Raw genomic sequence first — 14,036 nt, forward strand, 5'->3', positions numbered from 1 at the left:
CCCGTTGCCCCGGTAGGGTTCAGGCGGTCAGTGCGGACGACGGATCAGAAGGCGCAGAAGGCAACGGATGAGAAGGCTGGGGCGACTGACGGCGGGGCTCGCTGCGGTGACGGCGCTGAGCATGGGCGCGAGCGGCTGCGTGACGGTCCACGGTGAGCTGGAAGTACTGCCGGGAGCGACGGAGTCCGAGGCCGCGCGGGCCCTGGAGGACTTCACCGCCGCCTACAACGCGGCGGACAAGGCGTACGATCCGGCGCTGGACGCGGACCGGGTGACCGGTTCGCTCGGCGCGATCAACCAGGCCGGGCTGAAGGCGCGCCGGAAGACCGGTCCGGGCGGCAACGCGGCACACAAGCCGCTCGAACTGACCGACGCCGACTTCGTCATCCCGAAGAAGGTGGGCTGGCCGCGCTGGTTCCTCGCGGACACCGACTCCAACCGGGACGAGGACGGCGGGAAACTGGACACCCGCTGGCTGCTGGTCTTCGTGCGCACCGGTCCCGACGCGCCCTGGAAGGCGGCTTATCTGGCGGCCGTCGCGCCGTCCAGGGTGCCCGAGTTCCGCAAGGACGCCGACGGCTGGGCCGAGCCCGTCCCCTCCGCCGAGACGGACGAGGTCCTGGCCACGGCACCGGCGGAGCTGAGCAGGACGTACACGGCGTACCTGGAGAAGGGCGCCCCGGACGTCTTCGCCCCGGGGGCGACGACCTCGGGCTGGCGGGACGCCCGGAAGAACGTCCGCAGGGCGGGCTTCTCCTACCAGTACATCGACCAGCCGCTGGACGAAGGGGCCTTCGCCCCGCTGGGGCTGAGGACGAAGGACGGCGGGGCGCTGGTCTTCTTCAGCAGCAGGCACTTCGAGCGCCAGACGGCGGCCGAGGGGCTGCGCCCGACGGTCACCCCGGACGTCCGGGCGCTGCTGACCGGCGAGGTGAAGAGCACCCTCACCAAGGAGCGGGTCTCCAGCCAGCTGGTCCACGTCCCCGAGCGCGGCGACGGGGACGCCGGCAAGGTGAGCGTGCTGAACAGGCTGCCGGGCCTGGTCGCGGCCGAGGGTTCCTGACCCGGCCGGCCGGTACACCCGCGGCCGGTGGTCCGCCGGGCGGGGTCTCAGCGCCCGAGGGGCCAGGCCACCGCGCCGTGGTCGAGGCCGCTCTCGGCGGCGGCGTACCGGGCGCAGGCGTCGGTGAGCGTCTCGAGCAGGGTCAGCGGGTCGGGCAGCGGGTGCTCCGGGCCGCGGATCCAGTGCACGTCCAGCTCACCGGGGAGCCGTGCGGGCGGCAGGAGCACATAGCTGCCGCGGCAGTGCCAGCGCAGACCCGGATGCTCGTCCATGGTCTCGGGATGGCAGTCCAGCTCGCACGGCCACCACTCGTCCTCGTCCTCGGGGGTGCCGCGGGTGGCGGTGAAGAACAGCAGCCGGTCGTCGCCGGACTGTGCCACCGGCCCGACGTCGATGCCCGCGGCGGTCAGCCGGTCCAGGGCGTCGCGGCCCGCGGGCAGCGGGACGTCCAGCACGTCGTGGACCATGCCGGTGGCGGTGATGAAGTTGGCCAGCGGCTGGCCGGCGGCCCAGCGCTCGATCTGGGCACGGTCGGTGGTGGACTGCGTCTGCCAGGCGAACGAGACGGGGTGCCGGGCGGGAGTGGGACAGCCGATGCGTTCGCACGAACATCGGTAGCCGACCGGGTGGGCGGCGGGTGAGATCGGCATCCCTGCCTCGGCGACGGCCAGGAGCAGCGCCGACCGGGCCGCGTCGTCGGCCTCCGGCTGTGGTTTGGGCCGTCGGCGCAGCCACTGGGAAATCCTGCTCTCTGTGCCGCGATAGCGGCCGGAATCGGCGCCCATCTATCCCCTCACCTCAGCGGTTACCTCTCCATGGTCCCACCATCCTGCGCCTCGGGTGGCCCAAGTTCCCAAGTGGGGTGTTCGGGCCGCTCTGGGAGGCTGAGTACTTTCGTCCTGAATGACAGGAAATAGTGGGTCGTGGTGAGGGCCCGGGTCAGGGCCTGGGCGACAGGCCGCGCAGGGCGTAGTCGACGATCTCGTCCGCGTAGGCGTGGGTCAGCGGGAGGGTCCGCAGCAGCCACCGGTGGGTCAGCGGGGCGATCAGGAGCTCCAGCGCGGTGCGCGGGTCGATGTCCGCGCGCACCTCGCCGGCGTCCTGCGCGGCGCGCAGTCGTGTGACATACAGCTGAATCTGCGGGTCGAGCAGTCTTTCGACGAATTGCGCCCCGAGGGCCGGGTCGACGATGCCCTCCGCGGTCAGCGCCCGGGTCGGTGCGGCGGCGGCCGGGTCGTTCAGCTCGTCGACGGTGGCCCGCAGGACGAGCTTGAGGTCGGCCGCCAGGTCACCGGTGTCCGGGATGCCGGTTCCGGCCGCGTCCGTCGCGCCCGCCCCCGCCGCCTCCCCTCCTGCCGCCTCCGCCGACTGCCGGGCGGCGAGATCGAGGAACGCCTCCATCAGCACGGCGGCCTTCGACGGCCACCAGCGGTAGATCGTCTGCTTGCCGACCCCGGCACGGGCGGCGATACCCTCGATCGTCGTCTTGGCGTAGCCCGTCTCGCCGACCAGGGCGAGCGCCGCGTCGTAGATGGCGCGGCGGGAACGGTCGCTCCGGCGGGTGGAGTCGGGGGCCTTGGGGGGTGCCATCCGCCCAATCTACAGGCGGCGGTCCGATACGTATCGTCTTGCCCGTCGTCCCGCCAGGGCCTCTCCCCGGGGGCCGCGGCCCCCGGAACCACCCGTTCGGATCACTGTGCATCCGCCCCGCCCGGGCGCACCATGAACTCACGCACCCACCCCGTGCGCATCCCACCGTGCCGCAGCCGAGACTGCCGTCCGTGAGGAGCCTGCATTGAACCGTGACGCCACCCCTCGTCGCTATCTGATGTGTGCCCCGGCCCACTTCGAGGTCACGTACTCCATCAACCCGTGGATGGATCCCTCGAAGCCCGTGGAGCTGCCCCTGGCGACCACCCAGTGGGAGGACCTGCGCGACCGCTACCGTTCGCTGGGCCACACCGTCGAGCTGCTCACCCCGCGCCCCGATCTGCCGGACATGGTCTTCGCCGCCAACGGGGCCACCGTGATCGACGGCCGTGTGCTCGGCGCCCTGTTCGCCTACCGGGAGCGGTACGCGGAGGCCGAGGCGCACCGGGACTGGTTCCGTGCCAACGGCTTCACCGACATCCGTGAACCGGACCACGTCAACGAGGGCGAGGGCGACTTCGCCGTCACCGCCTCCTACCTCCTGGCCGGGCGCGGCTTCCGCTCCAGCCCGCTCTCCCACGCCGAGGCCCAGGAGTTCTTCGGGCGCCCGGTGATCGGGCTCGATCTCGTCGACCCGCGCTACTACCACCTGGACACGGCGCTGTGCGTCCTGGACGACGCGGCCGACGAGATCATGTACTACCCGGGGGCGTTCTCGCCGGGCAGCCGCGCCGTGCTGGCCCGGCTCTTCCCCGACGCGCTCGTCGCCCAGGAGGCCGACGCGGCGCTGCTGGGCCTGAACGCGGTCAGCGACGGGCGCCATGTGCTGCTCCCCCAGGCGGCGGTGGGCCTGTTCGACCCGTTGCGGGACCGGGGCTTCGAACCGGTCCCGATGGACCTGGGCGAGCTGCTCAAGGGCGGCGGCAGCGTGAAGTGCTGCACCCAGGAGCTTCGGGGCTAGGGCTTGTTTCGAAAGTAGCGCCGTCCGCCCGGAGGGCGGGTCCGACGGCGTCTGGTGCGTGCGATCGCAAGGCGGAGGGTCGCCCCGATACTGGATGTATCGGGGCGATACCGACAACGCAGCGAGCGTGCGTGCCAGGCGTCGCCGGACAGGCGGGACTTTCGAAACAAGCCCTAGTCGTGCTCGGGCGGCGGCCAGGCGTCGCCCCACGCGGTGTCGCGGGCGGCGCGGTAGAGCTCACCGTGCCGCTTGGTGACCGTGGTGCGCCGGAGCCCTTCGTCCCGTGTGCACAGTTCCAGCAGTACCTGGCCCTTGCGGAGCTGGGGCTTGCGGGTGACCCGGGCGCGTACCGGATCGGTGGGGAAGCGGGTCGCCACCACGTAGCTGAACTTCTCGTCCTCGTGGCTGAGCGAGCCGCCCTTGACGCGGCGGTGCAGGGACGAGCGGCTGACCCGCGCGGAGAAGTGGCACCAGTCCGTGCCCGGTTCGATGGGGCAGGCGGCGCTGTGCGGGCAGGGTGCGGCGACGCTCAGACCGGCGGCGATCAGCCGGTCGCGGGCCTCGATGACGCGGGCGTAGCCGTCGGGGGTGCCCGGCTCCACGATCACCACGGCCTGCGCGGCACCGGCGACCGCGTCGACCAGCGCGTCCCGGTCCTCGGGGGTGAGCTCCTTGAGGACGTAGCTGACGGTGGCCAGGTCCGTGGGGGCGAGCTCCAGCGCCCTGCCGATCCTGGCCCGCTGCCAGGTGGCGGTCCGCAGCCCCGGGACGCCGGAGGCCTCGGCCAGTTCGCGGCCGAGCGTCAGGGCGGGCTCGGCCCAGTCCAGGACCGTGGTCCGCGGTCCCTCCCAGGCACCGGCGACCGCCCAGCTCGCGGCGCCGGTGCCGCCCCCGATGTCGGTGTGGGTGGCCGGCTCCCACTCCGGGGCCGCCTCGCGCAGCGCGTCCAGACCGGCCCGTACGGCCTCGAAGGTCGCGGGCATGCGGTACGCGGCGTACGCGGCGACGTCCGAGCGGTCCCGCAGGACCGGTGCGTCGGTGGGGGTGGTCCCGCGGTAGCTGGCGATCAGCCGGTCGACCGCCCGCGCGGCCTGGGTGGGCGGCAGCCCGTCGAGCAGCGCGGCCAGGGCGGTACGGAGGGCTTCCGCGGTGGGGAGGGTGGCGTTCACCGAGGAAGTGTAGGTGTTCCGGGGCGGACCGGTGGTCTGGTCCGCCCCGCGCGGCTCAGCCCGCGGCCGCCGGCCGCTCCTCCTGGGACGCCGCACCGGTCTGCCAGGGCCGGCAGAGCAGCAGGAAGCACGCCACCGCGGACAGGGCGCACACCACCTGGACCACGGCCATGGGCACGGCGGTCTGCTCACCCGCGATCCCCACGAGCGGCGAGGCGATGGCGCCGACGAGGAACTGGGAGGTCCCCAGCAGCGCGGAGGCGGAGCCGGCCGCGTGCCTCGTGCGCATCAGCGCCTGCGAGTTGGTGTTGGGCATCGCCAGGCCCATGCAGGACATCAGGACGAAGAGGCCGACGGCGATCGGCACGAGCCCGACCTCACCGAAGACGCCGGACGTCATCAGCAGCAGGGCGATCGCGGCGAGGGAGATGACCGCGAGGCCGAAGCCGAGCGCCTTGTCCAGGCTGACCCGGCCGACCAGCACCTTGCCGTTGATCTGCCCCACGGCGATCAGACCGATGGAGTTGATCCCGAAGAGCAGGCTGAAGGTCTGCGGCGAGGCCCCGTAGATCTCCTGGACGACGAACGGCGACGCGCTCACATAGGCGAAGAGCGCGGCGAAGGCGAGGCTGCCCGCGATCATGTACCCGGCGAACACACGGTCGGCGAGCAGGTGGCGCATGGTGCGCAGCGCGTCGCCGATGCCACCGGTGTGCCGGTCGGCCTCGGGGAGCGTCTCGTGCAGCCACTTCCAGACGACGAGGGTGAGCGCCACCCCGACGAGGGTGAGCACCACGAAGATGCCGCGCCAGTCGGTGAAGCGCATGACCTGCCCGCCGATGACGGGGGCGATGACGGGGGCGACGCCCGAGATCAGCATCAGGGTGGAGAAGAACCGGGCCATCTCCATGCCGTCGTAGAGGTCGCGGACCACGGCCCGGGAGATCACGATGCCGGCCGCGCCCGCCAGGCCCTGCACGAGGCGGAAGCCGATGAGGAGTTCCGCGGAGGGGGCGAGGGCGCAGACCGCGGTGGCGACCACGTAGATGATCATGCCGAGGAGCAGCGGCTTGCGCCGGCCCCAGCGGTCGCTCATCGGCCCGACCACGAGCTGGCCGAGCGCCATGCCGGTGAGGCAGGCCGTCAGGGTGAGCTGGACGGTGGACGCCGGCGCGTGCAGGGAGTCGGTGACCTCCGGCAGGGCCGGGAGGTACATGTCCATGGAGAGGGGCGGCAGTGCGGTGAGTCCGCCCAGGACCAGGGTGACCAGGAGCCCGGCCCGCCGTGCGGCGGGGCTCGACGGGCTGGTGGGGGTGCCGGGTGCGGCACCCGTCTTCGTCGGTGTGGGTATGTGCTCTTCTTGCTGGGCCCGGCTCACGCCGCTGTCCGGCATCCTCATCTCCGCTTCGTTGAAACCGCATCTATGCTCTCAGGTCAGTCGTAGTGGTCGATACCTTTTTGCGTGAGGGCGGGCGGGCATGGGCGGGACAGTGCGTTGGGGTGTTCTGGCGACGGGCGGCATAGCCGCGACGTTCACAAGGGATCTGCTCGCCATGAAGGACCCGGCGTCCGAGGTCGTGGCGGTCGCCTCCCGCGCACTGCCCTCCGCGCGGGCGTTCGCCGAGCGGTTCGGGATCGAGCGGGCGTACGGGAGCTGGGCGGAGCTCGTCGCGGACGACGACGTCGACGTCGTGTACGTGGCCACGCCGCACTCCGCCCACCGTGAGGCCGCCGGGCTGGCCCTGGAGGCCGGCAAGCACGTGCTGTGCGAGAAGGCGTTCACGCTCAACGCCCGTGAGGCGGGGGAGCTGGTGGACCTGGCCCGGGAGCGCGGGCTGTTCCTGATGGAAGCCATGTGGACGTACTGCAATCCGCTCATCCGCCGGATGACGGAGCTGGTACGGGACGGTGCCATCGGCGAGATCCGCACGGTGCAGGCCGACTTCGGCTTCGCCGGCACCTTCGGCGCCGAGCACCGGCTGCGGGACCCCGCACTGGGCGGCGGCGCCCTGCTGGACCTCGGGGTCTACCCGGTGTCCTTCGCCCACCTGCTGCTGGGCGAGCCGGACCGGGTCCAGGCGGACGCGCTGCTGTCGCCGGAGGGCGTCGACCTGAACACCGGGATGCTGCTGGGCTGGGAGTCGGGGGCCACGGCGCTGCTGGGCTGCTCGATCGTCGGTGACCTGCCGACCGTGGCCTCGGTCACCGGCACGGGCGGGCGGATCGACTTCCCGCAGGGCTTCTTCCACCCGGAGCGCTTCGTCCTGCACCGGCCGGGCCGGGAGCCCGAGGAGATCTCCACGGGTCCGGGGCCGCAGGGCCTGACCGGCATGCAGTTCGAGGCGGCCGAGGTGACGCGGGCGCTGCTGGCGGGTGAGAAGGAGTCCCCGCTGGTGCCCCTGGAGGGCTCGCTCGCCGTGATGCGGACGCTCGACGCGGTACGGGACCGCATCGGCGTCCGCTACCCGGCGGACACGCTCTGACGGGGCGCCCGGCCGAGGGCCGCCCGGCAGGCTCTCAGGCGGGGACGAGCCCCGGGTTCCCGGCCTCGGTCACGAAGGACCCGGCCGTGGTGACGGGCGCGCCGGGCGTGGTGACCGCGGCCACCGTGCGGAAGTCGGCGCGCGCCCGCTCCCGGTCGAGGTCGACGAGCACGTAGCCGCGGCGGCCGTTGTAGAACCTCAGGTGCGGGTTGGCCTGGGTGAGGTTGTTCCAGTTGGCCGGTTTCTCGGCGCCGTCCTTGCCGCTGGTGATCGAGGTGGCCACGATCTCGGTACCGACGGTCCGGGAGGCCGGGTCGTCGAAGTCCTTCTTCAGGTCGAAGCCGTAGCCGACGTGCACGTCGCCGGTGAGGACCATCAGGTTCTCGATCCCGGCGGCCTCGGCGCCGTCCATGAGCCGCTGCCGGGAGGCCGGGTAGCCGTCCCAGGAGTCCATGGACAGCTTGTAGGCGTCGGTCGGCACGTCGCGCCGCCGGGCGAAGGTGACCTGCTGGGGCACGACGTTCCACAGGGCCCGCGACTGCTTCCAGCCGTCGATCAGCCAGCGTTCCTGGGCGGCGCCCGTCATGGTGCGCGCCGGGTCCTCGGACTCCGGCCCGGGGACCTTCCAGCCGTCGCCGTAGGCCTGGTTGCTGCGGTACTGGCGGGTGTCGAGCACGTCGAACTGGGCGAGCCGGCCGAACCGGAGGCGCCGGTAGAGCCGCATGTCGGGGCCGGTGGGGCGCTGCGGGGTGCGCAGCGGCTGGTTCTCCCAGTACGCGCGGTAGGCGGCCGCCCGGCGCAGCAGGAACTCCTCGGGCGGGACGTCGTTCTCGGGGGTGTCCCCCGCGTAGTTGTTCTCGGTCTCGTGGTCGTCCCAGGTGACGACGAAGGGGTGCGCGGCGTGGGCGGCGCGCAGGTCCGGGTCGGACTTGTAGAGGCCGTAGCGCATCCGGTAGTCGTCCAGCGTGAGCGTCTCACGGTTGAAGTGGGCCGGCAGGACGCGGTCGGTGTAGCCGCGGGCGCCGCCCGCGGAGTTGACGGCGTACTCGTAGAGGTAGTCGCCGAGGTGGAAGACGACGTCGACGTCCTCGGCGGCGAGGTGCCGGTAGGCGGTGTAGTAGCCGTCGTGGTACGCCTGGCAGGAGACGGCGGCGAGGGTGAGCGAGCTGGTGCGGGCGTCGGGTGAGGGCGCGGTGCGGGTGCGGCCGGTGGGGCTGGTCCAGTTGCCGGCGCGGAAGCGGTAGTAGAAGACCCGGTCGGGTTCGAGGCCCCGGGCGTCGACGTGGACGCTGTGGCCGAACTCCGGGTGGGCGGTGGCCGTTCCGCGTCGGACGGGGCTCCGGAAGCGCTCGTCGCGGGCGATCTCCCAGCCGACCTGGACCCTCCGGGCGGGCAGTGAGCCGTCGGCCTCGTAGGGGCGGGGCGCGAGTCTGGTCCACAGCAGGACGGAGTCGGGCAGTGGGTCGCCGGAGGCCACGCCGAGGGTGAAGGGGTCGTCGGCGATCTTCCGGGCGTCCAGCTCGGCGGCGCTCGCGGTGCCGGCGGCGGGGAGCTCGGCGGCGAAGGCCAGCGCTGCGGCCGCACCGGTGACGGTGAGGAAACGCCGGCGGTCCAGGCCGGCCCCGATCCGCCGGGCGGCGGTGCGGAACGCGGCGGAATGGCCCTGCCGACCGGTGGCGGTGCGGATCTGTGCGGGTGTCATATGCCCCTCCCGTGCATGCCGGATGGTGTCAGAGGCATTGGAGTCCGGGGCGACGACTTTCCGTTGGCACGTACACAACATCCATATGGCGGTGCGATGAGCACCGCGTGCCCGGACCCGCCGGATGCCCGGCTACCCTGCCGAGTCATGGACACCGACCGGAAGTTCGCCGTCGTGACGGGTGCGGGATCGGGGATCGGCAGGGCCGTCGCTCTCACTCTCGCGGGTGCGGGCTGGACGGTGGCCCTGGCGGGCCGGCGCGCCGCGCCCCTGGAGGAGACCGCCGCCGCGGCGGGCCGGACGGACGCGGTGTGCGTGCCGACGGACGTGACGGACCCCCGGGCGGTGACGGAGCTCTTCGGTGCCGTACGCGACCGCTTCGGGCGGCTGGACCTGCTCTTCAACAACGCCGGTTCCTTCGGTCCGCGTTCGTCCCCGGTGGAGGAGCTGGCCTACGAGGAGTGGCGGAGCGTGGTCGACGTCAATCTGACGGGGTCGTTCCTGTGCGCCCAGGCGGCGTTCCGGCTGATGAAGGAGCAGGACCCGCAGGGCGGGCGGATCATCAACAACGGCTCGGTCTCCGCCCATGTGCCGCGCCCCCACTCGATCGCGTACACGGCGACGAAGCACGCCGTCACCGGGCTGACGAAGTCCCTGTCGCTGGACGGGCGCCCGTACCGGATCGCCTGCGGGCAGATCGACATCGGCAACGCGGCCACCGACATGACACGGCGGATGCGGACCGGGACCCTCCAGGCCGACGGGAGGACGGCCGTCGAACCGGTGATGGACGCGGCCGACGTGGCGCGGACGGTCCTGCACATGGCGGAGCTTCCGCTGGAGGCCAACGTGCAGTTCGCGACGGTGACGGCGACGGCCATGCCGTACATCGGCCGGGGCTGAATCCGCCGTTTCCTGCTCCCGCTCGCCCGAAGTGTGGCCATGTATGGCCGAGTTCGGTCATTCCGGCATTCCGCTCCGGGCGGGCGCGTGGCAGCCGTATGCTGCTGTCCTTCACCAGATACACACAGAAGGACCACATCACATGCGCATATCCGTGGCTCTGCCGGTCGTGGCCGCCGCCACCGCCCTGGCCGGCTCGCTGCTCACCGCCGTTCCGGCCTCCGCCGCCTCCCACCAGGGCGGTCTGCACCTCGGAAAGATCCAGTACGACAGCCCCGGCAAGGACACCCGCTCGAACGCGTCCCTGAACGCCGAGTACGTGGACGTCCACAACAACGGCAAGAAGAAGCTCCAGCTCAAGGGCTACAAGCTCAAGGACGACACCGGGTACACGTACACCTTCCCCAGCTACACCGTCGGCGCGGGCAAGACCGTCCGGGTCCACACCGGCAAGGGCAAGAACTCCGGGGCCCACGTCTACTGGAACCGGGGCTCCTACGTCTGGAACAACACCGGCGACAAGGCGCGGCTCCTCAAGCCGTCCGGCGCACTGCTGGACTCCTGCTCCTGGAAGAAGGGCAAGGGCGTCACGTCCTGCCACTGACCGTGGCGTCCCGGGTCCGGCGGGAGGCCGCGTACGGGTCCGCGCGCCTGCCGTGCCGGGTCCCGGTCACCGTCACCGGGGACGGCGGCGAGCTGCGGGCGACCTCACGAGCATGGAGCCGCACGTCACGGGCATCGCCCCCGGCGACCTCGCCGAGGCGCCGGCCGGCCTCCGACCTCGACCCCGCGCTGCCGCCGCGCATGGCCTACGCGGGCGCCCGGCACCTGGTGGTCGCCGCGGCGACCCGCGACCGACTGGCCCGCCTGGGCGACGGCTTCGCACGTCTCGAAGCACTGATGCGCCGCCTGGACCTGACCACGCTCCAGCTGGTGTGGCGGGAGTCGGCGCGGGTCTTCCACGTCCGCGACCCCTTCCCGGTCGGCGGGGTGGTGGAGGACCCGGCGACGGGCGCGGCGGCGGCCGCCTTCGGCGCGTACGCCCGCACGCTCACCGTCGTCCCGGACGACGCCGTCCTCACCCTGCACCAGGGCGCGGACATGGGCCGCCCGGGCACCCTCACGGTCGAGCTGCGCCCCGGCGACCCGCGCATCAGGGTGAGCGGCACGGGCACCCGCATCGGCTGACCGCCCCTCAGGTCACGTACGCGCCCGCCCGCGCGGCCGCCGCCGCGGCTCCGGCCGCGCGGTCGGCGGCGGCCTCGTCGAGCGGGTCGCCGCTGGCCAGCAGGCGGTAGTAGAGAGGGGCCGAGACGGCCCGGACGACCTCGCCCGCGTCGGTGCCCGCGGGCAGGTCACCCCGCTCCACGGCCGCGGACACGCAGCCGGCCCACTCCGCGATGCGCACCGCGTAGAAGTGGTGCAGCGCCTGGGCGGTGCGGGTGTCACAGGTCGCCGCCGCGATGACCGCGGCGAAGAGCGGGCCCTGGCGCGCGTCGGTCAGAGTGCCCGCCACCAGCCGGGCGTTGGCCCGCAGGTCCTCCTCCAGCGACCCCGTGTCCGTACGCGGTACGGACTGCTCCGCCATGTCCGTGAGCAGGTCGGCGACCAGGCCGGCCGGGGTGGACCAGCGCCGGTAGACCGTCGTCTTGCCGACCTCCGCGCGGCGGGCCACGTCCGCCAGGTCGAGGCCGTCGAAGCCGTGCTCGACCAGGGCGTCCCCGGCCGCCCGGAGCACCGCCTCCCGCACCCGGGCGGTGCGCCCGCCCGGCCGGACCGTGCCCGGCTCCACATCCTCAGCATTCATAACGGGTCTCCAGTTCCATTAATGACCACCCTCCTGCTACGGTGACTCCACCCTAACGGAACCGCAGGCCCGTTAGGGCTTCCCTCGCCTTCAGGAAGGGCACCCCATGTCCGCGTCCGGCACCGTCCCCGCCCGCTCCGGCTCCCGGCCGGTCCCTCCTCCCGCCTCCGGGCGTGAGCCCCGCACCGTCCGTATGACCGGCAGGCAGAAGCTCGTCCTCGGGCTCCTCCTCGGCGCCCAGTTCATGATCGCCGTCGACTTCTCGATCCTGAACGTGGCCCTGCCCGCCGTCGGTGCCGGGCTCGGCTTCCCGCTCGGCCGCCTCCAGTGGATCGCCACCTCCTTCGCGCTCGCCGCCGCCGGGTTCACGCTGCTGTTCGGCCGGGTCGCCGACCTCGTCGGCCGTAAGCGGCTGTTCGTCGGCGGCATGGTCGTCCTCGGCCTCTCCTCCGCGCTCGGCGGGCTCGCCACCTCGCCCGGAGTCCTCCTCACCGCACGGGTGCTGCAGGGCCTGGCGACCGCCGCCGTCACCCCGGCCGGACTGGCGCTGCTCACCACGGCGTTCCGGGAGGGACCGCTCCGCGAGCGGGCGCTCGGCCTCAACGGGGCCCTGATGTCGGCCGGTTTCACGGCCGGCGCGATCCTCGGCGGCCTCCTGACCGACCTGCTCTCCTGGCGCTGGGCCTTCTTCGTCAACGTCCCCGTCGCCGTCCTCGTGGTAGCCCTCGCCCCGTCCGTGATCACCGACTCCCGGCCCGTCCGGCGGCCGAAGCTCGACCTGCCCGGCGCCGCGACCGTCACCGGCGGGCTGCTGCTGCTCGTCCACGGGCTGACGCAGGCGGGTGCATCCGGCTGGACCCGGCCCGCCACCCTGGCCGCGCTCCTGGCCGGTGCCGCGCTGCTGGTGGGCTTCTGGTTCGTCGAGAAGCGCGCGGCCGCTCCGCTGGTCCCCGTCCACATCCTGCGGCGCCGCTCCGTCGTCTGGGGCAACGCCACCGGGCTGGTCGCCTTCGTCACCGAGACCTCCCTGGTCTTCCTGCTGACGCTGTACCTCCAGGAGGTGCTGGGCCACTCCCCGCTCGCGACCGGCCTCGCCTTCGGGGTGCTGGGTATCGGCACCGTGGCCGGGGGCATGCTGGGCGGCCGGGCGGTCGGCCGCTTCGGGACCCGCCGCACGATCGTCCTGGGCGGCCTCGTACAGGCGGCCGCCACCTTCTCGCTGGTGGCGCTCGGCACCTCGGACGGCTGGATCACCCTGCTGCTGGCCGCGACGTTCGTGGGCGGGGTCGGCAACATGCTGATGATCGTCGGCTTCATGGTCACCGCCACCTCGGGCCTCCGCGACGAGGAGCAGGGCCTGGCGACCGGGCTCGCCACGATGACGCAGCAGGTCGGTATCACCCTGGGCATCCCGGTGATGAGCGCGGTCGTCACCGCCCGGACGGGTACGGCGACCGGGCCCGACGCGGTCCTCTCCGGGGTCTCGACGGCCGTCCTCGTCAACGCGCTGCTCGTCCTGGCCGGAGCCCTGACGGCCGGCGCCTTCCTCGGCCGGCGCGGTCCGGGCACGTCCGCCGGGTGAGTCGCACCCGGTCGGCGCCGGAGGCACGCCAGGATGACAGTCATGGCCCCACCTCTGACCGTCCCCAGCCTCACCGCCGGTGCCGACTTCGTGCTCCGCCCGTGGGAGATGAGCGATCTGCCCCTCGTCCGCGAGGCCTCCTCGGACGACTACATCCCCCTGATCACCACGATCCCCTCGCCGTACTCGGACGAGGCGGCCCAGGAGTACGTCCGGCGTCAATGGGAGCGGGCGGCCACCGGCGCCGGGTATCCCTTCGCCGTCGTCCGCTCCCGGGACCGGCGGCCGGTCGGCTCCATCGGCCTCTGGCTCCGGGACGCCGCCGAGGGCCGGGCCACCCTCGGCTACTGGATGGCCGCGCCGGACCGCCGGCAGGGTGTGGCGGGCGCCGCCCTGCGCACGGTCGCCACCTGGGCCCTGCACGAACTGGGCATCCCCCGGCTGCAACTGCTCGTCGAGCCGTGGAACACCGCGTCCCTGCGCACCGCCGAGAGCGCAGGATTCCGGCCGGAGGGCCTGCTGCGCGCCTGGCAGCGGGTCGGGAACGAGCGGCGGGACATGCTGATGTACTCCTTGCTGAACGACGACCGGCCCACGGATGGCCGGGCGGTCACCATCCGCTGAACGGCGAGGCGTTACGATCGCGGGCACCGCAGCCGTGCCGCGGCACCGCCGCCGCCGCCGAGCCCCAGCCGAACACCCGGGAGTGCCGAGCC

13 protein-coding genes and 1 pseudogene are annotated in these 14,036 nt (G+C 73.0%); 8 read left to right on the forward strand and 6 right to left on the reverse strand.

What is annotated here, in order from left to right; all coding sequences use genetic code 11:
* Positions 1-67 precede the first annotated feature (67 nt).
* A complete protein-coding gene (locus SACTE_RS08395) occupies positions 68-1,063 on the forward strand; it encodes a hypothetical protein (RefSeq protein WP_014045604.1) in 996 nt (331 codons plus the stop codon).
* A gap of 47 nt (positions 1,064-1,110) precedes the next feature.
* On the opposite strand, the gene SACTE_RS08400 is transcribed toward SACTE_RS08395, so the two are convergent.
* Together SACTE_RS08400 and SACTE_RS08405 are read right to left on the reverse strand one after the other, a co-directional pair.
* The gene (locus tag SACTE_RS08400) at positions 1,111-1,848 is read right to left on the reverse strand and encodes a bifunctional DNA primase/polymerase (RefSeq protein ID WP_014045605.1); all 738 of its coding nucleotides are present in this window, start codon (positions 1,846-1,848) and stop codon (positions 1,111-1,113) included.
* A gap of 154 nt (positions 1,849-2,002) precedes the next feature.
* The gene (locus SACTE_RS08405) at positions 2,003-2,653 is read right to left on the reverse strand and encodes a TetR/AcrR family transcriptional regulator (protein WP_014045606.1); all 651 of its coding nucleotides are present in this window, start codon (positions 2,651-2,653) and stop codon (positions 2,003-2,005) included.
* A 205-nt stretch (positions 2,654-2,858) separates the two neighbouring features.
* On the opposite strand from SACTE_RS08405, the gene ddaH reads away from it, so the two are divergent.
* Complete coding sequence (gene ddaH, locus SACTE_RS08410; RefSeq protein ID WP_014045607.1) at positions 2,859-3,674, forward strand: dimethylargininase; 816 nt, start codon at positions 2,859-2,861, stop codon at positions 3,672-3,674.
* Between the two features lie 173 nt (positions 3,675-3,847).
* Here the strand turns inward: ddaH and SACTE_RS08415 are convergent, their stop codons facing one another.
* A complete protein-coding gene (locus tag SACTE_RS08415) occupies positions 3,848-4,843 on the reverse strand; it encodes a small ribosomal subunit Rsm22 family protein (protein WP_014045608.1) in 996 nt (331 codons plus the stop codon).
* A 55-nt stretch (positions 4,844-4,898) separates the two neighbouring features.
* Positions 4,899-6,236: a Bcr/CflA family multidrug efflux MFS transporter gene (locus SACTE_RS08420; RefSeq protein WP_014045609.1), complete on the reverse strand. Its 1,338-nt coding sequence runs from the start codon at positions 6,234-6,236 to the stop codon at positions 4,899-4,901.
* Between the two features lie 85 nt (positions 6,237-6,321).
* On the opposite strand from SACTE_RS08420, the gene SACTE_RS08425 reads away from it, so the two are divergent.
* Entirely contained in the window at positions 6,322-7,326 is a 1,005-nt protein-coding gene (locus tag SACTE_RS08425) for a Gfo/Idh/MocA family oxidoreductase (protein WP_014045610.1), read from the forward strand.
* A 34-nt stretch (positions 7,327-7,360) separates the two neighbouring features.
* Here SACTE_RS08425 and SACTE_RS08430 read toward each other — a convergent pair whose 3' ends face one another.
* A complete protein-coding gene (locus tag SACTE_RS08430) occupies positions 7,361-9,028 on the reverse strand; it encodes an alkaline phosphatase D family protein (protein WP_014045611.1) in 1,668 nt (555 codons plus the stop codon).
* Positions 9,029-9,175: 147 nt separating this feature from the next.
* Here SACTE_RS08430 and SACTE_RS08435 point away from each other — a divergent pair, with 147 nt between their 5' ends.
* The 3 genes and pseudogenes from SACTE_RS08435 to SACTE_RS08445 form a co-directional block, all read left to right on the forward strand.
* Positions 9,176-9,931, forward strand: coding sequence for an SDR family oxidoreductase (locus SACTE_RS08435; protein ID WP_019992716.1), 756 nt, complete (start codon positions 9,176-9,178; stop codon positions 9,929-9,931).
* A 142-nt stretch (positions 9,932-10,073) separates the two neighbouring features.
* On the forward strand, positions 10,074-10,535 hold the full coding sequence (locus SACTE_RS08440; RefSeq protein WP_014045613.1) for a lamin tail domain-containing protein: 462 nt from the start codon (positions 10,074-10,076) through the stop codon (positions 10,533-10,535).
* Between the two features lie 59 nt (positions 10,536-10,594).
* Positions 10,595-11,119, forward strand: a pseudogene (locus SACTE_RS08445) (PhzF family phenazine biosynthesis protein); the annotation flags it as partial.
* A gap of 7 nt (positions 11,120-11,126) precedes the next feature.
* Here SACTE_RS08445 and SACTE_RS08450 read toward each other — a convergent pair.
* On the reverse strand, positions 11,127-11,738 hold the full coding sequence (locus SACTE_RS08450; protein WP_014045614.1) for a TetR/AcrR family transcriptional regulator: 612 nt from the start codon (positions 11,736-11,738) through the stop codon (positions 11,127-11,129).
* Positions 11,739-11,844: 106 nt separating this feature from the next.
* Between SACTE_RS08450 and SACTE_RS08455 the strand changes: the two genes are divergently transcribed.
* On the forward strand, positions 11,845-13,320 hold the full coding sequence (locus SACTE_RS08455; RefSeq protein WP_014045615.1) for an MFS transporter: 1,476 nt from the start codon (positions 11,845-11,847) through the stop codon (positions 13,318-13,320).
* Positions 13,321-13,362: 42 nt separating this feature from the next.
* Positions 13,363-13,944: a GNAT family protein gene (locus SACTE_RS08460; RefSeq protein ID WP_019992714.1), complete on the forward strand. Its 582-nt coding sequence runs from the start codon at positions 13,363-13,365 to the stop codon at positions 13,942-13,944.
* Positions 13,945-14,036: the final 92 nt, after the last annotated feature.

It is taken from the genome of Streptomyces sp. SirexAA-E, assembly GCF_000177195.2.
GTDB lineage: Bacteria > Actinomycetota > Actinomycetes > Streptomycetales > Streptomycetaceae > Streptomyces > Streptomyces flavovirens.